Source organism: Nonomuraea roseoviolacea subsp. carminata, from assembly GCF_024172185.1.
Lineage (GTDB): Bacteria > Actinomycetota > Actinomycetes > Streptosporangiales > Streptosporangiaceae > Nonomuraea > Nonomuraea roseoviolacea.
This window is the reverse complement of record NZ_JAMZEC010000001.1, coordinates 2374425-2396347: the sequence shown is the minus strand read 5'-3', so window position 1 is coordinate 2396347 and position 21923 is coordinate 2374425. Positions and strand designations below refer to the sequence as shown.

Annotated in this window: 17 protein-coding genes; 10 read left to right on the top strand and 7 right to left on the bottom strand. The window is 72.1% G+C overall.

Features of this window, described 5'->3' with window-relative positions:
* Window positions 1-7: 7 nt before the first annotated feature.
* Together HD595_RS10735 and HD595_RS10730 are read right to left on the bottom strand one after the other, a co-directional pair.
* The gene (locus HD595_RS10735; RefSeq protein ID WP_253768086.1) at window positions 8-1111 is read right to left on the bottom strand and encodes a hypothetical protein; all 1104 of its coding nucleotides are present in this window, start codon (window positions 1109-1111) and stop codon (window positions 8-10) included.
* 11 nt (window positions 1112-1122) lie between these two features.
* On the bottom strand, window positions 1123-2607 hold the full coding sequence (locus HD595_RS10730; RefSeq protein WP_253768084.1) for a WD40 repeat domain-containing protein: 1485 nt from the start codon (window positions 2605-2607) through the stop codon (window positions 1123-1125).
* Between the two features lie 407 nt (window positions 2608-3014).
* Here HD595_RS10730 and HD595_RS10725 point away from each other — a divergent pair, with 407 nt between their 5' ends.
* From HD595_RS10725 to HD595_RS10715, 3 genes are all read left to right on the top strand, one after another.
* Entirely contained in the window at window positions 3015-3536 is a 522-nt protein-coding gene (locus HD595_RS10725; protein WP_253768082.1) for a hypothetical protein, read from the top strand.
* Between the two features lie 146 nt (window positions 3537-3682).
* Window positions 3683-6052 (top strand): protein kinase domain-containing protein, encoded by a 2370-nt coding sequence (locus HD595_RS10720; protein WP_253768080.1) that lies wholly within the window; start codon window positions 3683-3685, stop codon window positions 6050-6052.
* 54 nt (window positions 6053-6106) lie between these two features.
* Window positions 6107-7081 (top strand): malate dehydrogenase, encoded by a 975-nt coding sequence (locus tag HD595_RS10715; protein WP_253768078.1) that lies wholly within the window; start codon window positions 6107-6109, stop codon window positions 7079-7081.
* 331 nt (window positions 7082-7412) lie between these two features.
* Here HD595_RS10715 and galE read toward each other — a convergent pair whose 3' ends face one another.
* Window positions 7413-8360 (bottom strand): UDP-glucose 4-epimerase GalE, encoded by a 948-nt coding sequence (galE, locus tag HD595_RS10710; protein ID WP_253768076.1) that lies wholly within the window; start codon window positions 8358-8360, stop codon window positions 7413-7415.
* Window positions 8361-8449: 89 nt separating this feature from the next.
* Between galE and HD595_RS10705 the strand changes: the two genes are divergently transcribed.
* The gene (locus tag HD595_RS10705; protein ID WP_253768074.1) at window positions 8450-9763 is read left to right on the top strand and encodes a hemolysin family protein; all 1314 of its coding nucleotides are present in this window, start codon (window positions 8450-8452) and stop codon (window positions 9761-9763) included.
* Window positions 9764-9777: 14 nt separating this feature from the next.
* On the top strand, window positions 9778-10782 hold the full coding sequence (trpS, locus tag HD595_RS10700) for a tryptophan--tRNA ligase (protein WP_253768072.1): 1005 nt from the start codon (window positions 9778-9780) through the stop codon (window positions 10780-10782).
* Between the two features lie 154 nt (window positions 10783-10936).
* Here the strand turns inward: trpS and HD595_RS10695 are convergent, their stop codons facing one another.
* Window positions 10937-11443: a MarR family winged helix-turn-helix transcriptional regulator gene (locus HD595_RS10695; protein WP_253768070.1), complete on the bottom strand. Its 507-nt coding sequence runs from the start codon at window positions 11441-11443 to the stop codon at window positions 10937-10939.
* Between the two features lie 59 nt (window positions 11444-11502).
* Here HD595_RS10695 and HD595_RS10690 point away from each other — a divergent pair, with 59 nt between their 5' ends.
* Complete coding sequence (locus tag HD595_RS10690; RefSeq protein ID WP_253768068.1) at window positions 11503-12783, top strand: amidohydrolase family protein; 1281 nt, start codon at window positions 11503-11505, stop codon at window positions 12781-12783.
* A gap of 228 nt (window positions 12784-13011) precedes the next feature.
* Window positions 13012-13959 carry a YihY/virulence factor BrkB family protein gene (locus HD595_RS10685; protein WP_253768066.1) on the top strand — a complete coding sequence of 316 codons (948 nt, stop codon included), beginning with the start codon at window positions 13012-13014 and terminating at the stop codon, window positions 13957-13959.
* On the opposite strand, the gene HD595_RS10680 is transcribed toward HD595_RS10685, so the two are convergent.
* On the bottom strand, window positions 13948-15150 hold the full coding sequence (locus tag HD595_RS10680) for a D-alanyl-D-alanine carboxypeptidase family protein (RefSeq protein WP_253768064.1): 1203 nt from the start codon (window positions 15148-15150) through the stop codon (window positions 13948-13950). The two genes, HD595_RS10685 and HD595_RS10680, sit on opposite strands and share 12 nt — an antisense overlap.
* An 84-nt stretch (window positions 15151-15234) precedes the next feature.
* Here HD595_RS10680 and HD595_RS47195 point away from each other — a divergent pair, with 84 nt between their 5' ends.
* The gene (locus HD595_RS47195; RefSeq protein ID WP_420540700.1) at window positions 15235-15486 is read left to right on the top strand and encodes an SCO4848 family membrane protein; all 252 of its coding nucleotides are present in this window, start codon (window positions 15235-15237) and stop codon (window positions 15484-15486) included.
* On the opposite strand, the gene HD595_RS10675 is transcribed toward HD595_RS47195, so the two are convergent.
* A complete protein-coding gene (locus HD595_RS10675) occupies window positions 15398-16765 on the bottom strand; it encodes a peptide ligase PGM1-related protein (protein WP_253768062.1) in 1368 nt (455 codons plus the stop codon). The two genes, HD595_RS47195 and HD595_RS10675, sit on opposite strands and share 89 nt — an antisense overlap.
* Window positions 16766-17319: 554 nt before the next feature.
* On the opposite strand from HD595_RS10675, the gene HD595_RS10670 reads away from it, so the two are divergent.
* A complete protein-coding gene (locus HD595_RS10670) occupies window positions 17320-18549 on the top strand; it encodes a M20 family metallopeptidase (protein WP_253768060.1) in 1230 nt (409 codons plus the stop codon).
* A gap of 87 nt (window positions 18550-18636) precedes the next feature.
* Here HD595_RS10670 and HD595_RS10665 read toward each other — a convergent pair whose 3' ends face one another.
* Window positions 18637-20529 carry a Xaa-Pro dipeptidyl-peptidase gene (locus HD595_RS10665; RefSeq protein WP_253768058.1) on the bottom strand — a complete coding sequence of 631 codons (1893 nt, stop codon included), beginning with the start codon at window positions 20527-20529 and terminating at the stop codon, window positions 18637-18639.
* Window positions 20530-20818: 289 nt separating this feature from the next.
* On the opposite strand from HD595_RS10665, the gene HD595_RS10660 reads away from it, so the two are divergent.
* Window positions 20819-21892: a BMP family lipoprotein gene (locus tag HD595_RS10660; protein WP_253768056.1), complete on the top strand. Its 1074-nt coding sequence runs from the start codon at window positions 20819-20821 to the stop codon at window positions 21890-21892.
* The last annotated feature ends 31 nt before the right edge of the window (window positions 21893-21923 follow it).

The following is a 21923-nucleotide window of genomic DNA, read 5'->3' as shown; positions in this document are numbered from 1 at the left end:
CCCCGTGCTAGCGGACGCGGCCGATGACGAGCCGCGTGTCGTCGGGCGGGGCCGTGAGCGAGGGGTCGAGCAGCGCCGTGGGCGGGTCGTCGGGCGGGGGCACGTCGAGGCCCAGCGGTGACGCGCTCCCGTCGGTCAGGCCGAGCAGGTGGTACGCGAGCTCGTGGTGCGGGCCGCGCGTCTCGGCGACCAGCGCGTCCTCGCCCTCCCAGCGCGCGATCCGGTCGACGCGCCATCCGGCGGGCAGCCGCGGCACGACGGTGCGCGCCGGCCGCCCCGTGCGCGTCCCGGTCAGGACGACGCCACGGAACGCGGGGCCGGCCGGGGTGAGCTCGGTGGCGACCGTGGCCAGGGTCTCGCCGGAGGGTGACGGCACGGCCTTCGCCGCCAGGCCGCCGGTCAGCTCGGCGCGGCCGACGACCGCGCCGTCCGGGGAGCGGACGACGTACGAGCCGGAGGTGACGTGCCCGGGGGAGCGGCCGGCCCGCTCGACGGTCACCAGGGCCAGGCCGCGGCCGGTCCAGCCGGCGGCCCGCTCGCCGCGCGGCAGGCGTCGCACTCCGCCGTGCGCCACGTCCACGACGCGGAGGGGGCCGGGGACGACCGTCGCGGTGTCCACGTCGATCCGCTCCTCGGCGACGAGCAGGTACCGGCCGTCGAGGGAGAACAACGGGGCCTGGCCGCCGGCGCCCGGGTCGTGCGGCCGGGGGAGGTCTTCGGGCAGGAACGTGGTCGTGCCCCGGGCCAGGTCCACGACGGCGTACCGCCATTCCTTCCGGTGCCAGTAGGCGGCGCGCGTGCCGTCGCGGCTGAGGGCGAGCGGGCCGTCGCCGAAGCCGTAGGGCAGCCACCAGCGCTCTCCCCGCGTGGAGACGAGGATCCAGTGCTCGCACGCCTCGGTGCCGTCGCCGCAGACGGGCCGGTACGCGTACCGGACGGGCGCGGGGGCCGGGCCTCTCAGCTCGCGCGGGCCGGGCGCGGGCGCGAGCGGGTCCGCGCCGGTGCGGACGAACCGGACGGGCGGCTCCGACCACGCGGGCGCGGTCACCCAGAGGGCCGCCACGACCGCCAGCGCGGCGGCGGCACACGTCCACGGCCCCGGAGCCCTCATCCGCACCCCCGTCATCCGATCGCGCCGAACACGGCGTCGTCGCCCAGGTCGTCGGGCAGGCCCTTGACGGGTCTGCCGCGGCCGGTGGCGAGGTCCACGAGCTGATGCTCCGGCCGCCGCGCCGCGCTCCGCTCGGCGTGGACGAGCAGCCTCCCGTCGGTGGACCAGCCCAGCGCCCGGGGCGTCCCGTGGTCATGACCGTCGAGGCGCAGGGCGGCGCGCCGGAGCACGCGGCCCCTGGCGGGGTCCATCAGCACCAGCTCGTCCCCGGTGAGCACGGCCAGCTCGCGGCCGTCGGGCGTGGCCAGGGCCTCCAGCGCCGGGTCGAAGGGGACGCGGGTCAGCACGGCGCCCCGGCGGTCGAGCGTCAGCAGTTCGGTGTCGGGCGCGCCGGGCAGGGTGTGGCGGCCCGTGGTGGCGATCACGCGGTCGGTCCCGAGACCGAGGACGCGGGCCACGCCGGGCAGGCGGGTCCTGCCGCCGGTGTGCACGTCGAGCAGCTCCGTGCCGGTCGCGGAGGTCAGCGACACCAGGCTGCCGTCGGCGGAGAGCCCGGGCTCGGGGACGGTCTCGTCGTCCAGCGGGCCGGTGAGGGGGCGCAGGCCACCGGTGGCGAGGTCGAGCAGGACGAGGCGGCGCGAGGCGCCGTCGAGGTAGGCGATGTGCCGGCCGTCGCCGCTCAGCGTGAACGGGGCAACCCGGCCGCGCGGGCCGCCGTCCGCCAGGCGCACGACCGCCGGGGCGAAGCCCGACCCGTCGTGGGGGAAAGACAGCTCCCACACCTCCTGCTGCCGGTTCACCAGGGCGTACCGGACCGGGCCCTCGTTGAGGAACGCGGCCGGTTCCGGCGCGGTCGCGGCGGCGGCCTGGCGCACACCCCAGCCGTCGGCGCCCGTGACGACGTCGCGCAGGCTCACGACCCGGCTGTTCTCCCACGCGTACTGACCGGTTCCGACGTCCAGTCTCAAGGAGCCGGCCGCCCACACGGTCCAGCCGGCGAGGAGGCAGGCGGTCAGCACCAGGGCGGTGGCGCCCCCCGCGAGGCCGGTCAGCAGGGCTCGCGAGATCCGGGCGGGGCGTGCCGGGCCGACCTGCCAGGGGCTGATTCCGTAGCCCAGGGCGATCAGAGGAAGGACGATGCCGGGCACGAAGGCGGCGACGAGCAGGAGGTGGGGCAGCGCAGGCAGACCGCCGCGATGGGCGGACCACAGGGCGACGGCGGTGCCGCCCGCGAGCAGGGCGCGCGCCGACCGGGACCGCAGCGCCAGCTCGGCGGCCACCAGGTCCGCGGGCCCGGCGGGCAGGGGCCGCCGTTGCAGGCCCCTGACGAGCGCGTGGACGGCGAGCACGGAGCACAGCGCGAACGCCGCCCACAGCCGCTCGGCGACCCCCACGTCCATGCGGAACGACCGCGCGACCGTGCTGAGGGCGATTCCGGAGGCGACGGCGGCGGCGATCCGCCAGACCAGGACGAGCCCGGACGGGGCGAGCCGCATGCCGGGAGGTCGTACCCCGCGCGGCGCCGATGCGGCGCAGGCCATTTCCGCCGCGACCACGCCCGCGAACCACCCGGTGACCGGATAGAAAGCGGCGATGACGAAAGTCCCTTGGGTGATGGCGGACAGGCAGAGTGCGCATCCGGCGGTAGCGCCCACCCAGCGGAATCGCCGCTCCGCGCGCAGCCCGCGCGCGATTTCCGGTGTGTTGTACGGCGTGCCTGTCAGGTACTGTCGCTGGGCGAATCTCGCTAATTCGGCGGGTTGTACGGGATCTCCGGAAATGGAGACAACGACCGTCATCGTTACCGCGACGAGAACGAGGAACGCCGCCGTTAACAAGAATCGGCTCTCATCACGGCGAAAAAAGTAGCAGAATCCGGGATCTCACGCATGGGGGATATCTGGTGGATTCTGATTCGATAGCGGACCGGCTGGCCGCCGAAGCCGGCCGGTCGCCCAGGACGAGGGCCCGGACCACCCTGACGGTGGCGCTGGTGCCGGCCCTGGCGGCCCTGGTGTGGGCGAGCGGCGCCGTGGTGCCGCGTCTCGGGTACGGGGACGACGGCGGCGAGGACTCGCGCGAGATCACCAGTGAGACGTACATCACCGCGCGGGTGGACGAGAGCTTCGTCAACAACGGCTGGATGCCCGTCACGGTCACCGGAGTGGGCGTGCGCGGCCACGGTGTCGTCCTGCGCCGGGTGAGACCGCTCGAAGGCCGTTTCCCGCGCGCCGTGGGACCCGGCGAGCTGCTGCGGCTGGTCCTCGACCTCGACGTCGAGGACTGCGCGGCCGTGCGGGCGCGGCCGCCGGAGGTGGTCTTCGAGGTCAGCCGGTGGTGGGGGAGCCAGGCCGTCACCGTCTCGCCGGAGGAGCCGGACGGGCCGCAGGGAGGGTACGCGGTGGAGTCCGCGTGCGACTCCTGAACGTGACGGCGGTCCCGCCACGTGTCACCGTTGTGGGAAGGAGTGCCGCTAAGGGCGGGTCACGAACGGTTAACGCCTCCCTGAGGGCTTCCCGCGCGTCGTAAAGTTTGCCTCGTCGGGCCGTAAGCACAGTGTGGGGAAGACGAATGCCGCAGATCTCGCCGCTGGTGACCGGCGACCCCGGCGAGGTGGGGTCGTTCCGGCTCACCGGACGGATCGGGGAGGGCGGTCAGGGCATCGTCTACCTGGGCGTCGACGAGCAGGGTGAGCGCGCCGCCATCAAGCTCCTGCACGTCAAGTTCAGCGGCGACCAGATCGCGCGCTCCCGCTTCGCCAGGGAGCTCAAGGCCGCCAAGCGGGTGGCGTCGTTCTGCACCGCCCGGGTGATCGAGGCCGACCTCGACGGCGACACGCCGTACATCGCCAGCGAGTACATCGACGGGCGCGCCCTGCGCGACATCGTCGACACCGACGGGCCGCTGCGTGGCACGGTCCTCGACCGGCTGGCCATCGGCACCGCGACCGCGCTGACCGCCATCCACCACGCCTCGATCATCCACCGCGACTTCAAGCCCGACAACGTGCTCATCGCGGCCGACGGGCCGCGCGTGGTGGACTTCGGCATCGCCCGCATCATCGACTCGACCGGCACCATCACCAGCCGGGCCATCGGCACCCCCGCCTACATGGCGCCCGAGCAGATCGCCGGCGACGACGTCGGCCCCTACACCGACGTGTTCGCGTGGGGCGCGACCATCGCCTTCGCGGCCTCCGGCAAGGCCGCCTTCGAGGGCAACTCGATCGCGGTCGTGCTCAACCGGATCCTCAACCACGAGGTCGACGTGAGCATGATGCCCGAGCCGCTGCGCGGCGTGGTGCGCTCGGCGCTGGCCAAGTCGCCCGAGGAGCGGCCCTCGGCCGACCAGATCCTGCTGCGGCTGCTCGGCCAGCCGGAGACCTCCGGGGCCTCGACGGCGGTGCTCACCCGAGGCGTCCAGGTGGCCAGCGACGACACCACGCCGTTCCTGCGGGTCTCGTCCACCCTCGCCCCTCCCGGCGCGCCGCGCACCACCACCGGAGGCGGTCAGCCCGCGACCGGCGCCCCGCAGCCGCACGGCGGGGGGACGTCCGGTGTCCTCGCCGGCACGCCCGGGACGCGCCAGGGCACGACCGGGCACACCGGCGCGCCCGGCCAGACGGGAGCGGGCTCCGCGCCCACCGGCGGCGGGTTCGGGTACGACCCCGACGACCCCAACGCCGAGACCTCGCTCATCCGCTCCTCCGCCATGCCGTCCGAGGCCCCGCCGGGAGCCGCCGATCGCGACCGCCGGGCCGACCACGACCACCGGGGCGACCACGACCACCGCGCCGATCGCGACCACCGGGCCGACCACGACCGTCAGGCCGGCCGTCCCGCTCAGGACGGCCGCCAGGCGCTCGCGGGGCTGCTCATGCCCGCCGGCCACCAGTCGCCCGCCGACCAGCGGCCCGCGGCGGTCCATGGGGCCGAGCACCAGCCTTCCGCGGCGTTCCAGGCGGTCGAGCACCAGCAGCCCCCGGCGCTCCAGGGGACCGAGCACCAGCCGTCCACCGGGCACACCGGTGTGCCGCCGACGCCGCCCACCCAGCTCGGCGGACGCGCCCGCCGCCGCAAGCGGTGGTGGATCACCCTGGCCGCCGTGCTCGCCGTGGTCGTGGCCGCCGTCGCCGTCGCCGTGGTCGACGACTGGCCGCGGCGCCTCTTCGGCCAGGGCCCGGACGGCCAGGACACCCCGTCGACCGGCGCGTTCGCCAGCGTCGTCGACAAGGTCGCGAGCACCGGCAAGCTCGTCATCGGCGTGAAGGGCGACCTGCCCGGCATCGGCCTGGAGCGCGACGGCGGCTTCGAGGGGTTCGACGTCGAGCTGGGCAAGCGGATCGCCGCCGAGCTGGGCGCGAAGAACACCTCGTTCGTCCGGGTCGGCGTCGGCAACCGCGACGACATGCTGGCCGACGGCTCCGTCGACCTCGTGCTCGCCACGTACTCCATCGACAAGAGCGGCGTGGAGTTCGCCGGCCCGTACTACCTGGCCCACCAGGACGTGCTGGTGCCCGACGGCGCCGGCATCGAGAAGATCGAGGACCTGAAGGGCCGCAAGATCTGCGCGGTCAACAGCCCCTCGGTCGGCAAGGTGCAGGCGCTGGTGGACGTGGAGCCGGTCCGGGCCGGCAACTACGCCGAGTGCATGGACAAGCTGCGCAGCGGCCGCGTCGACGCGGTGCCCGGCGACGACCTCATCCTGGCCGGGTTCGCCGGCCGCGAGCCCCTCCGCTACAAGATCATCGGAGCGAAGCTGAGCAACGAGCGTTACGCCGTCGGCATCCGGGGCGGCGACGCGCGCACCTGCCAGGCGGTCAGCGGGGTCATCGCCGGCCTCTATCGGACGGGCGTCATGAAGGAGCTGTTGACCAGGTATTTCGCCAAGGTCGACTTCACCTTGGAGCTCAAGCCGCCCGCGATGGAAACCTGCGGGTGACGAGCGGGTAGCATCCCAAAGTCAATGATTCGTCCTGCGAGTTAGGGGAAGGCCATGGCCACGCCCGTCAAGGTCACCGTCACCGGAGCCGCCGGTCAGATCGGCTACGCGCTGCTGTTCCGCATCGCGTCGGGCCAGCTGCTGGGCGCGGACGTGCCGGTCAAGCTGAGCCTGCTGGAGGTCCCGCAGGCCGTGAAGGCGGCCGAGGGCACCGCGATGGAGCTCGACGACTGCGCGTTCCCGCTGCTGTCCGGCATCGAGATCACCGACGACCCCAACGTGGCGTTCGACGGCGCCAACGTCGCCCTGCTGGTCGGCGCCATGCCGCGCAAGGCCGGCATGGAGCGCGGCGACCTGCTCGGCGCCAACGGCGGCATCTTCGGCCCGCAGGGCAAGGCGATCAACGACCACGCCGCCGACGACATCAAGGTCCTCGTCGTCGGCAACCCGGCCAACACCAACGCGCTGATCGCGCAGCAGCACGCCCCCGACGTGCCGGCCGAGCGCTTCACCGCGATGACCCGCCTCGACCACAACCGCGCGCTCTCCCAGCTCGCCGCCAAGCTCCAGGTGCCGGTCACCGAGATCAAGCACATGACGATCTGGGGCAACCACTCGGCCACCCAGTACCCCGACCTGTTCCACGCCGAGGTGGGCGGCAAGGTCGCGGCCGAGCAGGTCGACTCTGAGTGGCTGCGCGAGACCTTCATCCCGACCGTGGCCAAGCGCGGCGCCGCGATCATCGAGGCGCGGGGCGCGTCCAGCGCCGCCTCGGCCGCCAACGCCGCGATCGACCACGTCCACGACTGGGTCAACGGCACCGACTGGACCTCGGCCGCGGTCGTCTCCGACGGCTCCTACGGTGTGCCCGAGGGCCTCATCTCGTCCTTCCCGGTCCGCGCGGCCGGCGGCCGGTTCGAGATCATCCAGGGCCTGGAGATCGACGCGTTCTCGCGTGAGCGCATCGACGCCAGCGTGGCCGAGCTCGCCGACGAGCGCGAGGCTGTCAAGTCCCTCGGCCTCATCTGAGCCGTCGGCCGGGGCCGTTCCCGGTCTCGTCAAGGCGCGCGTCCCGTCCGCGGGGCGCGCGCTTCGTTTTGGCGCGGCCCCACGCACCCGTACGCGACGGCCTACGGCTGGGCGGCCGAGGCGGTGGGCGCGGGCGTGTTCGCCTCACCCGATCCGGGGCAGGGTGACCCCGAGGGGGCAGAGGGAGCTGATGAGGCCGTGGCGAACACGACTCCGGCGGCGGCCGCGACGCTGCCGAGCGCCACGGCGGCGCCGAAGAGCAGCTTCGTGACCCATGGTGAAAAGCTCCTCACATTTCGGTATCACAGCACATATCGCGCCGCCTCATGCCTCATTCGCCGCAAAGCGCGTCCCAGGCGTCGGAGACGATGTCGCGGATGGACGCCCGCTCGGCCTTCCAGCCCAGCTCGCGCTGGATCTTCTCCGACGACGCCACGAGCACGGCCGGGTCGCCGGCCCGGCGCGGCCCGACGACGGCGGGGATGTCGTGGCCGGTGACCTCGCGGCAGACCGAGATCACCTCCTGCACGGAGAACCCGGTGCCGTTGCCCAGGTTGTAGATCTTGTGCTGCCCCTCGGTGACGGCGTCGAGCGCCAGCAGGTGGGCGCGGGCCAGGTCGCTCACGTGGATGTAGTCGCGCACGCAGGTGCCGTCGGGGGTCGGGTAGTCGGTGCCGAACACGCTCACCGACTCGCGCTCGCCGGTGGCGACCTTGAGCACGTTCGGGATGAGGTGGGTCTCGACCGTGTGCCGCTCGCGGAAGCGGCCGTAGGCGCCGGCCACGTTGAAGTAGCGCAGGCTCACCGCGCCGAGCCCCCGCAGGCCCGCGTAGGCGGTGAGCGCGATGTCCACGGCCAGCTTGGAGGCCCCATAGGGGTTGGTCGGGCGGGTGGGGTCGCTCTCCACGATGGGGGAGCGCTCCGGCTCGCCGTACGTGGCGGCCGTGGAGGAGAACACGATCCGCCGCAGGCCCCGCTCGTGCATGGCCTCCAGCAGCGCCAGCGTGCCGCCGAGGTTGTGCGACCAGTACAACCGGGGCTTTTCCACCGACTCGCCCACGAGCGACCGGGCCGCGAAGTGCAGCACCGCCTCCACGCCGGCCAGCGCGTCACCCGGCTCGGTGATCGAGCCCTCGACGAACCGGGCGCCTTCCGGCACCGCGTCCGCGTGGCCCGTGGAGAGGTCGTCCAGCACCGTCACCTCGTGCCCGGCCTCCACGAGCTGGGCCGCCACCACGCTTCCGACGTACCCCGCGCCTCCAGTGACCAGAAGCCTCATGATGTCTACTCCTGTGCGAATATGTTGGATAATGTACGGCTTGCCGTTCAGCATACGCCCCAAAGGCGTTGAGTACTCTGCCAACCACCATGTTTGACACCGTCGTCGCGAACATCGCCCTCGTCCTGGTCTTCATTCTCGTGGGCGGCTTCTTCGCGGCCGCGGAGATGGCGATGGTCAGCCTGCGCGAGAGCCAGGTGCGCAAGCTCGCCGACCGGGGCCGCCGGGGCGAGCGGGTGGCCAAGCTGGCCCGTGACCCCAACCGCTTCCTGTCGGCCGTGCAGATCGGCGTGACCGTGGCGACCATGCTGTCGGCCGCGTTCGGCGCCGACCGGCTCGGCATGCAGCTCGTGCCGGTCCTGAAGGGCTGGGGCGTGCCGGCCGCCGTCGCCCCGGTGCTCGCGCTGGTGCTCGTCACGCTGGCCATCTCGTACGTGTCGCTGGTGCTCGGCGAGCTGGCCCCCAAGCGCCTGGCCCTGCAGCGGGCCGAGGGCCTGTCGCTGTTCGTCGCGCCCTTCCTCGACTCGATCGCCACCCTGTCCCGGCCGGTCATCTGGGCCCTGTCGAAGTCCACGGACGGCGTGGTGAAGCTGCTCGGCGGCAACCCGCAGGCCGACCGGGAGGAGGTCACCACCGAGGAGCTGCGCGACATGGTCGTCGGCCACACCGACCTGACCGCCGACGAGCGCCATCTCATCGCCGAGGTGTTCGCCGCGGGCAAGCGCCAGGTGCGCGAGGTGATGCTGCCCCGCACCGAGGTGGAGTTCATGGAGGTCGACACGCCGCTGGCCGAGGCCGCCGTGCTCGCCGCCGGCATGCCCCACTCGCGCTTCCCCGTCTACCGCGAGTCGTACGACGAGGTCATCGGGTTCGTCCACGTCCGCGACCTGCTGGACCCGGTGCTGACCGGCCGCGTCGAGCCGATCAGCGAGCTGGTCCCGATCCGGCCGGTCAAGTACGTGCCCGCCTCCAAGCGCATCCTCACCACGCTGTCGGAGATGCGCGACGAGGGCCACCACCTGGCCATCGTGATCGACGAGTACGGCGGCACCGCCGGCATCGTCACCCTGGAGGACCTGGTCGAGGAGCTCATCGGCGACATCAGGGACGAGTACGACGTCGAGGACGACACCGTGGTCCTCCCGGCCGGCGAGATCGAGATCGACGGCCTGACCAACCTCAACGACTTCGCCGCCGAGACCGGCATCAAGCTGCCCGATGGGCCGTACGAGACGCTCGGCGGCTTCGTCATGGCGATGCTCGGCCACGTCCCCGACGTGGGCGAGACCGTGGAGATCCCCGGCTTCGAGCTCACCGTGACCGAGTTGGACGGGCGGCGGGTCGCTCGGGTGCGGGTGAAACGCGGTCCGGCCGTCGAGTCGCCGCCCGACCCCGATTCCTGACACAATTGTGTGCCATGGCCAGACCTCGTGTTCTTTCCGGCATCCAGCCCACCGCGGACTCCTTCCACCTGGGCAACTACCTGGGTGCGGTCCGCCAGTGGGTCCCGATGCAGGAGACCCACGACGCCTTCTACTGCGTGGTCGACCTGCACGCCATCACCGTGCCGACCGACCCGGCCGACCTGCGCCGCCGCACCCGCGTGGCCGCCGCGCAGCTCTTCGCCGCCGGGCTCGACCCGCAGCGCTCCACGGTCTTCGTGCAGTCGCACGTGCGGCAGCACAGCGAGCTGGCCTGGATCCTCATCTGCCTGACCGGCATGGGCGAGGCCGGCCGGATGACGCAGTTCAAGGACAAGGCCGCCAAGTTCGGCGAGAGCGCCGCCAGCGTCGGGCTGTTCACCTACCCGATCCTGCAGGCCGCCGACATCCTGCTCTACCAGGCCGACAGCGTGCCGGTGGGCGCCGACCAGAAGCAGCACCTGGAGCTCACCCGCGACCTGGCGCAGCGCTTCAACCACCGCTACGGCGAGCTGTTCACGCTGCCCGCCCCGTACATCCCCAAGGAGGTCGAGAAGATCACCGACCTCCAGGACCCGACGGCCAAGATGTCCAAGTCGTCCTCCAGCCCGGCGGGCATCCTCGACCTGCTCGACCAGCCCGGCCCGCTGCGCAAGAAGGTCATGCGCGCGGTCACCGACACCGGCTCCGAGGTGCTGTTCGACGAGGAGAACAAGCCCGGCGTCTCCAACCTGCTGCGCATCCAGTCGGCGCTGACCGGCACGCCCATCCCCGAGCTGGTCGCCCGCTACGCGGGTCAGGGCTACGGCACGTTCAAGAAGGACGTGGCCGAGGCCGTGGTCGAGACGTTCACGCCGATCCGCGAGCGCACCGAGAAGCTGCTGGCCGACGAGGCCGAGCTCGACCGCCTGCTGGCGATCGGCGCCCAGCGGGCGCGCGAGGTCGCCGAGGAGACGATGGAGCGGGTCCGCGACAAGGTCGGCTTCCTGGCGAGCCTCTGACCCGAGCCTCCGAGCGCGCGGACGGCAAGCCCGCGAGCGCGCGGACGGCGAGTCCCCGAGTGCGCGGACGGCGAGTCCCGGCACGCACCGACGGCGCCCGGCTCCTGATCGAGCCGGGCGCCGTCGCGCGTTCTGTCAGCGGACCCTGCGGCTGTCAGCGCACCCTGCGGCGGCCCAGGGCCACGAGGATCTCGCGCAGGGCGTCCGCGGCCCGCCGCACCGTCTCCTCGGGGACGCCCGCCATCACCTCGCTGTTGGCCTTGCCCGCGAGGCCCAGCGCGGTTTCGGCCACCTTCAGCCCTTCGGGCGTCAGCCGCACCCACCTGCTGCGGGCGTCGCCGGGATCGGCGGCGCGCTCGACGTAGCCGGCGGCCGTCAGGCGCTGGAGCACGTTGCTGGTGCCGCCGGAGGTGAGGAAGAGCGCCTTGGACAGCTCGCTCGGCTTCATGGCGTGCGGGGGCTCCGCGCGGGCCAGCGCGGCGAGGATGTCGAACTCGGCGTAGGTGAGGCCCAGCCCGGCCAGCTCGGCCTTGATGGCCTCCTGGAAGAGCATGTCGAGGCGGGACGTCCGCTTGCTGAGCTCCAGCCCGGCGATGAGGTCCGACGGCATGCCGGAGTCGCGCCAGCGCGGGACGAGCCCGTCCACCTCGTCGTTCTTCATGGAACGAGGATACTTGTCAGCAGATTGCTTTTAAGAAAGCTATTCACTAAGCTTTTTGTATGCAAACTCTGATCAAGAACGGGATCGTCGTCGACACCGAGCCGCAGCCGGTGGTCATCGGCCGGGCCGACGTGCGGATCGAGGACGGCCGGATCGCGGAGGTCGGCCCCGGCCTGGCCGCCGCGGACGGGACCGAGGTCATCGACGCGTCCGGCCACATCGTCATGCCGGGCTTCGTCGACACCCACCGCCACACCTGGCAGGCCGCCATCCGGGCGACCATGGGCGACGTCACGTTCGGCGGCTACCTGGAGCGCGTCCTCGGGCGGCTCGCCCCCGCCTTCCGGCCGGAGGACGTCCACGCCGGCAACCTCGCCGGCGCCCTGGAGTGCCTCGACGCCGGCGTCACCACGCTGCTCGACTGGTCGCACATCCAGCTCACGCCCGAGCACACCGACGCCGCCGTGGCGGCGCTGCGCGCCTCGGGCATCCGCGCCGTGCTCGGCTACTGCCACGGCGGCCAGCTCTCCGACCTGGCCAGGGAGACCCGGCGCGTCCACGACGCCCACTTCTCCTCACCCGGCCTGGTGAGCATGGTCATGGCCGCGTTCGGGCCGGAGATCGCGCCCGAGGAGCACGCGCTGGCGGAGCTGGAGATCGCCCGCGAGCTGGGCCTGCCCGTCACCGCCCATCTCGGCGGCCACAGCCCGGACAGCGCCACCCGGGGGCTCGCCTTCCTGGAGTCGCGCGGGTTCCTCACGCCCGGCACGACGTTCGTCCACGCCAACCACTACTCCGACGAGCAGCTCAAGGTCATCGCCGGGGCGGGCGGCGGCGTGTCCGTCTCGCCCGTCGACGAGATGACGCTGGGCATCGGCTACCCGGTGACCGGGCGGGCGCAGGCCGCGGGCATGCCCGTCTCGTTCAGCGCCGACACCGTGACGTGCGCCCCCGGCGACATGTTCAGCCTCATGCGGACCGCGTACACGCTGGAGCGAGGACGTCCGGACGGCGCCGGGACGGGCTTCACCACCCGCGACGCGCTGCGCATGGCGACGATCGACGGCGCCCGGGTGGCCGGGCTCGCCGACGTGACCGGGTCGCTGCGCCCGGGCAAGCAGGCCGACCTCGTGCTGCTCGGCACGGACTCCCTCGGCCTGGCCGCCGCGTACGACCCGATCGCCGCGATCGTCCTCAACGCCGACACGAGCGCCGTGGACACCGTGCTGGTCGGCGGGCGCGTGGTCAAGCGCGACGGGCGGCTCGTGGGCCAGGACGTGCCGGCGGCGCTCGACGCGGTGGCCGCCGCCGCCCGCCGGGTCACCGCCGCGCTCGCCTGAGCCACCGCGCAAGGCTGAGCCACCCGCGCAAGGCTGAGCCACCCGCGCAAGGCTGAGCCACCGCGCAAGGCTGAGCCGCCGCGCCCGCCTGAGCCGGCCCCGCCTGAGCCACGCCTCCTGAGCGGCGGAAACCGTCGCTGAGCGGCGGAAATCGTCACCCGGTGGGAGACTTGACCGGCCGGTGCAGGGCAGGAGCCACTGGCCGAGGCGAAAGGTGGCGCGAGAACGATGGGCCTGTCCGAGCGGATCGAGGCGGTGAAGGCGCGCGGGCGCCGTCTCAGAGACCACTGGCGAGTCCGCAGGCCCTTCATCGACCACTGGATCCGGACCGTCCAGCGCTACCAGCTCCAGTCGGGCGACCGGCTGGCCGGCGCGGTCACGTACTTCGCGTTCCTGTCGTTCTTCCCGCTCGTGGCGCTCGGCTTCGCCGTCTTCGGCTACGTCCTGACCAACGACGAGGCCGCCATGAAGGCGCTGAGCAAGGCCATCGAGGAGCAGATCCCCGGCCTCGCCGACCAGATCGACCTCCAGGGCATCGCCACGGCCAAGGCGACCGCCGGGGTCATCGGTCTGCTGGGCCTGCTCTACGCCGGGCTCGGCGCGGTGGACGCGCTGCGCGGGGCGCTGCGCGAGATGTCGATGACCACGTCGCCGCCGCTGGACTACTTCCGCGGCAAGCTGCGCGACCTGGTCACGCTCGTCCTGCTGGGCGCGGCGCTGCTGGCCTCCGTGCTGGTCACCGGGTTCGCCACCCAGGCCACGACGTGGGTGGTGCGCTTCCTCGGCCTGGACGACACGGCGCTGAACAACGCCGGGCTGTTCCTGACCGGCCTCGGGGCCAGCCTGGTCGCCGACTGGCTGCTGTTCGTCATCGTGCTCGGCTGGGTGGCCAGGCCCACCCAGCCGTTCCGGGTGGTCGCCAAGGGCGCGCTGCTCGGGGCGGTCGGCCTCGGCCTGCTCAAGCAGGCGGCCGGGCTGCTGCTGAGCCACACGCTCAACAACCCGCTGTACGGGGCGTTCGCCGTCATGGTGGGCCTGCTGCTGTGGATCAACTTCTCCGCCAGGCTCATCCTGTACGTCGCCGCGTGGACGGCCACGGCCGGGCTCGGCCCGCCACCCGCGCCGTCGCCGATCCCCTCGAACGGCTCCTCGGCCGGCCTGCCGTCACAGGCGTGATCGCCTGCGCCACAGGCCGAAGCCCAGCCAGCACAGCCCGAACAGCAGCCCGCCGCCGATCACGAGCAGGCCGGTGCGCCGGCTGGAGTCGTCCTGCGTTGCGGCGGCCGCGCCGAGCAGCGACGTGGAGGGCCGGGCGCTCGCGGAGACGGCCGGGGCGGGCGCCGCCTGCCGCTCGCGTACCGGCACGGCCGCGGGCAGCGGATCGACCAGCCGCCCGACGGGCGTCACCTTGCCCCGGTTGGCGAACCCCCAGTCGAGCAGCCCGGCCACCTCCTCCCAGAAGTAGCCCTCGTGCCGCATGATCGTCACGATGATCGTGTGGCCGTCGCGGGTGGCCGCGCCGACGAAGCTGCCGAGCGCCTTGGACGTCCAGCCGTTCTTGACCCCGATCATGCCCTGGTAGCGCCACAGCAGCTTGTTGTGGTTGCTGATCTCGTAGTAGTTCTTCGGCGCCGGGAACTTGGCGACCTTGGTGCTCACGTACCGCCGGAACGCGGGGTTGGCCAGGCCGGCGCGCGCGATGAGCGTGAGGTCGTAGGCGGAGCTGCTCTGGCCCGGCTCGTCGAGGCCGCTCGGCGTCCTGGCGACGGTGTCGTTGGCCTGCAGGTGCCTGGCCTCGGCGTTCATGTCGTGCAACGTCTTCTGCACGCCGCCGTTGGCCTCGGCCAGCGCCATCGCCGCGTCGTTGCCGGACGACATCAGCAGCGCCTTGAACAGGTCGTCCACCGTGTAGATCGGCTTGGTGGTCAGGCCGACGGCGCTGCCCTCCTGGTTGACGGCCACGCTGCTGGGCCGGACCGTCCTGTTCCTGTCGAGCAGCGGGATGAGGGTCACCGCGGTCAGGATCTTGAGGGTGCTGGCCGGGAGGTACCTGCCGTGCGGGTTCTTCGCCGCGAGCACCTCGCCGGTGTCGGCGTCGGCGATCACGTACGAGGTCGCCTTGGTCTTGGGCGGCTCCTTGACGCCGTCCGGCGCCACCATGCCGTGGCGGACCAGCCGTTCGCCCCCCACGGGCTCCGGCACCCCCGGCGACGTCCCGGTGGCGGTGGGCATGGCGGGTGCCGCCGGTGAGGCGCCGAGTGGTGACGCCGGTGAGGCGCCGACGGGCGACGTCGGTGAGGCGTGGGCGGTCCCGGTGAGTGTGACCGCGGCGAGGAGTGCCGTGGCAGGCACCAGTTTCGTCCACATGGCGATCTCAGAGTAGCTTCGCGTTCTTGCACATGTGGCGACACATTCCCCGGGGGGTCGTCCGTCGATACTAGAGGGGTGGGTATGTCGCGAAAGATCGCCGGATTCCTCATTCTTCTCGGGATTTTCATGATCTTCGAGTGGGTGAATCTGGGGTTTAACCTGGCCGACGGGCATCCGACCGCGTTCTACGTGGTGCACGGCATTCTGATCGCCGTCAACCTCGTGCTCGGTGCCGTCGTCGGCGTCATCGGCTGGAAGGCGCTCCGCAGAGGGCGAGACGGGTCAGGCGATGAAGCTCGTCGGCCTCCTCACGCGAGTCGCCGATCGAGGTGAAGCCCAGCTTGCCGTGCTCCGGGATCGCGCCCAGCAGGTGGAAGACGTTGCCCTTGCGGGCCGCGTGGTCGAAGCCGAGGCCGAGCCGCTCGGCCAGCCGGGTCACCTCGCCGGGGGAGCGCCCGCGCAGGCAGGACGACGAGCAGTTGTCGGTGGCGGTGTAGTACTTGGGCCGGCCGTCGGCCATGAGCAGCCCGGTGTCCGGGTCGTACGTGGCGCCGGTGGTCAGGACCGCGGCGCCGAACGGGTGGGTCGTGCCGCCGATGCGCAGGTTGATCTCGCACAGCAGCGCGGCGTAGCCCGCGTCGGCCTTGAGCGCGAAGAAGTCCATGCCGAACAGCCCGACCACGCCCCGCTCGGCCAGGATGGCGGCGATCCGGGCGGCCGACGCGCCGACCTCGGCCCGGTACTCGGGCGCGGCGGGGAACGTGCAGCCCTGGTAGACGTCGTTGTTCGCGCCGCCGAGCACCTGGTCGTGCGTCGCCACGACGTCGTGGTGGCCGCCCGGGGTGATCCGGGCCAGCGCGCTCGGGTAGTACAGCGGCCGGTGCTCGATGAACTCCTCGACCACCGCGCCCCGGTCGAGGATCTTCGCCGAGAAGGTCTCCCAGGTCTCGCCGTCGGCCGAGAAGCTGAAGCGGGAGTCTCCCGACTTGCTGACGATGGCGTTGCCGAGGCCGGAATAGCCGTCGTTCAGCTTGACGATGACGCGCTCGCCCGGCAGCGCGTCGATGGCGTCCTGGATCTCCGCCTGGGTGCGCAGGTCGCCGAAGCCGCGCGCCATGGGCACGCCGGCCTCCTGGCCGACCTCGCGCGCGCCGCTCTTGGAGCCGTAGGAGGCCAGCGAGGTGGCGGGTCCGTAGAGGGGCACGCCGAGTGACGAGGCGAGCTCCTCCTCCAGCTCGCTCAGGACGAACGGGACCATCCAGGCGTCCTCGCCGTCGATGGCCGCGCGGACCTGCTCGATCATCTCGGGCCGGGCGAGCAGGCTCCGGGTGAGCGGCTGGGTGCGGGGGTCGTCGAGGCTGATGAGCGTGAGCCGCTTGGCGGCGTCCTCGGGGTCCGGCAGGAAGCCGAAGTAGTAGTCGACGATCTCCTGGTCGATGGGCATGGAGGAGAGGTAGACCACCTTGACCCCGGGCTCGCGGAGGCTGAGGAGGAGGAAGAGCAGGCGCTCCTCGTAGCACCTCGCGGCCGTGATGCGGCGCAGCTCGTCCTGCGGGAGGGAGAGCGAGGGCACGACCACCAGGGTCCCCTCGCTCGGCTCGAAGATGCTCAACCGTGCATACTTCTCCCCGAACGGGATTTTAGTGATCATATTGCGAGTGAAGCACGCATTTTTCGCGAAAGCAGCCGTCGCCGCAGTGGCATGACCATGACAGAAGGTGACAGGATTCGGAATCGGGCAGCATGTTTGAAACTGGTGTCAACGGGTCACCATCTAATGATCCGTTGTGACTATTTCAAGGTCACTTGCCCCCTCACAAACGGTGACGGCACTGGGTTACGGGCATGCCGTCGGCTAATTTTTGGGGTAGTTGTCCGCGGGACGGTACGCGGGAGCGATAAAGTCGAAGCATCGCCCTCGGGGTAACGGTCACCCACCGTGCTCCCGGGCTGTCGCGGTTGCCCTCCTCACGGAGTCCTCCGGCCGCGCCCGTTGCCGACGACCCCTGGCACAGCCTCGGGGGGCCGGCTTTCGATCCGCCGGGTCGCTGCCCTGACCGGACAGCGGCCTTCGTGAGACCAGACGGGACTGTAACGACATTTGACGATATGAGCCGTGGGCGTGGGGCAGTAGACGTCCCACGGCATGGGACGGGACGGTGACTGATGCGGGGACGTGAGCTGCGAGGAGAACTCGACGCGTTCCTGGGCGAGCACGAGCACGACCTGGTGGAGTTCCGGCGCGACCTCCACCGGCACCCCGAGCTGGCCTTCGCCGAGTACCGCACGACGCAGCGCATCGCCGACCGGCTCACCGCCGCCGGCCTCATCCCGTCCGTGCTCCCGCGCGGCACCGGCCTGATCTGCGACGTCGGCAGCGGCGACGGCCCCACCGTCGCGCTCCGCGCCGACATCGACGCCCTCGGGCTCCAGGACGAGAAGGACGTGTCCTACCGCTCGACCGTCCCGGGCTCCTGCCACGCGTGCGGTCACGACGTCCACACCACGATCCTGCTCGGCACCTCGCTCTTCCTCGCCCAGCAGGCCGCCGCGGGGCTGCTGCCCGGCCGCGTGCGGCTGATCTTCCAGCCCGCCGAGGAGCTTCCCGGCGGCGCGCTGGAGGTCATGGCCCACGGCGGCATCACCGGCGTCGACCGCATCTTCGGCCTGCACTGCGACCCCCGCCTCGACGTCGGCCACGTGGGCCTCAAGCCCGGCCCCATCACCTCCGCCTGCGACAAGCTCGTCGTGCGCGTCTCCGGTCCCGGTGGCCACACCGCCCGCCCCCACCTGACCGCCGACCTCGTCTTCGCGCTGGCCAAGGTGCTCACCGAGCTGCCCGCGGCCCTGTCGCGCCGCGTCGACCCGCGCAGCTCCCTCAGCCTCGTCTGGGGCAAGGTCGAGGCCGGGTCGGCCGCCAACGCCATCCCCGACGACGGCGTCGCAGAGGGCACCGTGCGCTGCCTCGACGAGAACGCCTGGCACGCCGCCCCCGACCTCATCAAGGCCCTGCTCGACTCCGTCGCCGGCGCGTACGGCATCGAGGCGCGGATGGAGTACGTCCGCGGCGTCCCGCCCGTCGTCAACGACGAGATGAGCGTCGAGATGCTCGCCGAGGCCGCCCAGCGCGCCCTCGGCCCCGGCTCCGTCGCCCCCACCCAGCAGTCGCTCGGCGGCGAGGACTTCGCCTGGTACCTGGAGTCGGTCCCCGGCGCGTTCGCCCGCCTCGGCACCCGCACCCCGGGCGGCGAGACCTACGACATCCACCAGGGCACCTTCGACGTCGACGAGTCGGCGATCGGCATGGGCGTGCGGCTCATGGCCGCCACCGCGCTGACGGCCCTGTGGGAGTCCCGCCCGGTCACCGTCACCGACCCCATCACCTCGCTGGCCTGAGCCCGGCCGGGGCCCGCGCCTCGGCGCAGCCCGGCCTGAGCCCGCGCCCCGGCGGAGCCCGCCGGGGCCGCGCTCAGGCCGGGCGCCTCACAGGAGCGGCAGGATCGAGGCCGGGAGCGTGAAGGCGGAGCGCGACGGGGCGAGCGCGACCCTGGTGCCCTCCGGGTAACGGAGCGTGAAGTCGCGGTCGGTCGACAGGATCACCAGCCCCAGCCGGTGCCCCTTCCTGAAGACGTGGTCGGTCGCCTGGAGGTCCCACCGGAACGCGTACTCCCGGCCCGGCTTCGGCGGCTCGCTCACGTCGGGGCGGTGCCGGTTGCGGGTGTCCAGCCAGCCCCGGGAGACGATCATGTACGGGGTGGTCGCGGTGCCGAGCGTCCGCAGGGCCGTGCAGCCCGTGTCGCCGGGGACCCCCTGCCCATAGCAGAGCGTCTCGCCGGTCGGCACCAGCGTCCCGGTGGGACGCACGTCCGTGCCGTAGTCCACCAGCAGCGCCGTCAGGTACGGCGACGGGCCGCCCGACAGCGAGGCCGTGACCGCCACGGACGGCGTGCCGGAGACCCGCACGTCGGCCGGGAGCGGCTCGGTGAGGTAGGCCAGGCGGTTCGGGTCGGGCGCGGGCGCCGTCTCGGCGAGCTGCTCGGCCGTGCGCGACTTCTGGTCCGTGAACGCCTCCCGGCCCGTCCCCGGGGACGGCGCCAGCCCGAGCCGGCCGCCCGTGCCAAGGTGCAGCCGCACCGGCGTCGTGCCGGGCACCGGCCACGACCGGTAGCGCTGCCAGGTGCCCGGCGCGGTCTCCACGTCGGCCTGCGGCTCACGCATGACCCCGTTGTCCAGGCCGTACAGCCAGTGGTCGAACCAGCCGTGGAGCTGGCGCAGCCATTCGGCGGTGCGCAGGCTGAAGGGGTTCATGTGCGTGCCCTGGTGCAGCCAGATCCGGCGCGGCACGTCCCGCCTGGCCAGGGCCCGCCACCACTGGGCGAACTGCCCGGTCTTGACGTTCCAGTCGTTGAGGCCGTGGACCAGGAAGACGCTGGCCCGCACCTTGTCCACGTCGCGCAGGTAGTTGCGGGCGTCCCAGAAGCGGCTGTAGTCGCCGGTGATCCGGTCCTGCTCGGCCGTGATGCGCTCGACGAGCGGCCCGCACACCCGCTGCCCGTCGGCCCTGGTGAGCACGTACTTCGCGAGCACGTCCGCGTCCTCGCCCTGGAACCCGCCCGGCGCGACCACGCCGCCGCCCGACCGGTAGTAGTCGTACCAGGAGGAGATCGCCGCGATCGGCACGATCGTCTCCAGCCCCTCGACGCCGGTGGAGGCCACCGCGTTGGCCAGCGTGCCGTTGTACGAGACGCCGATCATGCCGACCTTGCCGGTGGACCACGAGGCGGCGACGGGCTCGCCCCCGGCGGTGAAGCCCCGGGCCCGGCCGTTCAGCCAGTCGATCGCGGCCTTGGGCCCGGCAGTCTCGTTGCGGTCGCCGGTGGTCGGGCAGCCGGTGGCGCGCCCGCTGCCGAGGTTCTCCACCAGCGCGATCGCGTAGCCGCGAGGCAGGAAGTAGTTGTCGTAGTAGCCGTCGAACGGCTCGGCGAGCAGCTTGTCCGCGCCGCGGGCGCGCAGGGTGGGCAGGGGGTTGCCGTCGGCGTCGACGTCCACGACGTGGTTGGCCACGTCGTTGCCGCCCGCGTAGTACGGGCTCGACTCCATGATCACGGGAACCTTGAGCCCCTGGTCGGTCTCCTTGGGGCGCAGGATGTCCACGGCGACGCGGTCCGGCGCGCCGTCGCCGTCGCTGTCGGTGCCCGCCACCTCGACGTAGACGGTCTGCTTGATCGCCTCGGCGCGCGAGAAGACCGGTTGCGTGACGCCGTCCGCCACCGGCGACGGCACACCGGCGGCGGTGGCCGGCGGGCCCCACGCGAGCGCGAGCGGGAGCGCGAGCAGGACGGACAGGGGCACGGCGAGGACCTTGCGAGGGCGCATCAGCTCTCCAGACGACCATTCCACCTTTGATCGAATCTCTGCCATGATCGGAGCGAGGGCAAGGGCCCCTCTCTGGTCAAAGTCCGGCAAAGCTTGTCCAGGGCGCCTTTGGCGTCCCCATCTCCGCAGATCAGGTCACGGACGCGAGAGATGTCGATAACGGAGCGGTTGCGACCCAGGGTGCCGGTTTGGACCCTCCTGACCGAGCAACTATCTTCCGTTTGAGTTGCCGTACTTTTCTTCGCGCCTGCGATGAAGTCTGACGGCGGGTAATTGGAAGGGAGTCGACTTGCTCGGCAAGCGATTCGGCAGGATGGCGGTCGGCACGGTGGCCGGCGCCATGCTCATGGCGGCGGCGGCCTGCGGCGGCAACAGCGGCGGGGACACCTCGGCCAGCGCCCAGCCCAGCGCGGGCGCCAGCAGCGACGCGCCCAAGGCGGGCGCGCTCAAGGTGGGTCTCGCGTTCGACGTCGGCGGGCGCGGCGACAAGTCGTTCAACGACGCCGCCTACCAGGGCCTGGAGAAGGCCAAGGCCGAACTCGGCGCGGACATCAAGGACCTGAGCCCGGCCTCCGACGGCTCCAACCGCGGTGAGCTGCTGCGCCAGCTCGCGGACGCTGGCTACAACCCGATCATCGGGGTCGGCTTCGCCTACGGCGAGGACATCAAGAAGACCGCCGAGGAGTACCCCGACATCCAGTTCGCGGTGGTCGACTCCGCCTCCAACGCCCCGAACGTGACGGGTCTGCAGTTCGCCGAGGAGCAGGGCTCCTACCTGGCGGGCGTCGCCGCGGCGCTGAAGGCCAAGAGCGGCCACGTCGGCTTCGTCGGCGGCGTCGAGAACGACCTGATCAAGAAGTTCGAGGCGGGCTTCGTGGCCGGCGTGAAGTCGGTCAAGAAGGACGCCAAGATCGACGTCAAGTACCTCACGCCCGACGGCGACTTCAGCGGCTTCAAGGCCCCGGACAAGGGCAAGGTCGCCGCCGAGAAGATGTACCAGGACGGCGCCGACATCGTCTACCACGCCGCCGGTGACTCCGGCCTCGGCGTGTTCCAGGCGGCCGCCGCGGCCAAGAAGAAGGCCATCGGCGTCGACTCCGACCAGCGCCAGACCATCAAGGAGACCGACCTGCAGTCGGTCATCATGACCTCGATGCTCAAGCGCGTGGACGTCGGCGTCTTCGAGTTCATCAAGGCGTTCCAGGGTGGCGCCAAGGGCGGCAGCAACACCGTCTACGACCTCAAGGTCGACGGCGTGGGCCTGGCCACCACCGGTGGCGAGATCGACGACATCAAGGACAAGCTCGACGCCGCCAAGAAGGACATCGTCGACGGCAAGATCACCGTTCCGGCCAAGCCGTAACGGGTGACAGGGACGACGACCGAGGGCCCGG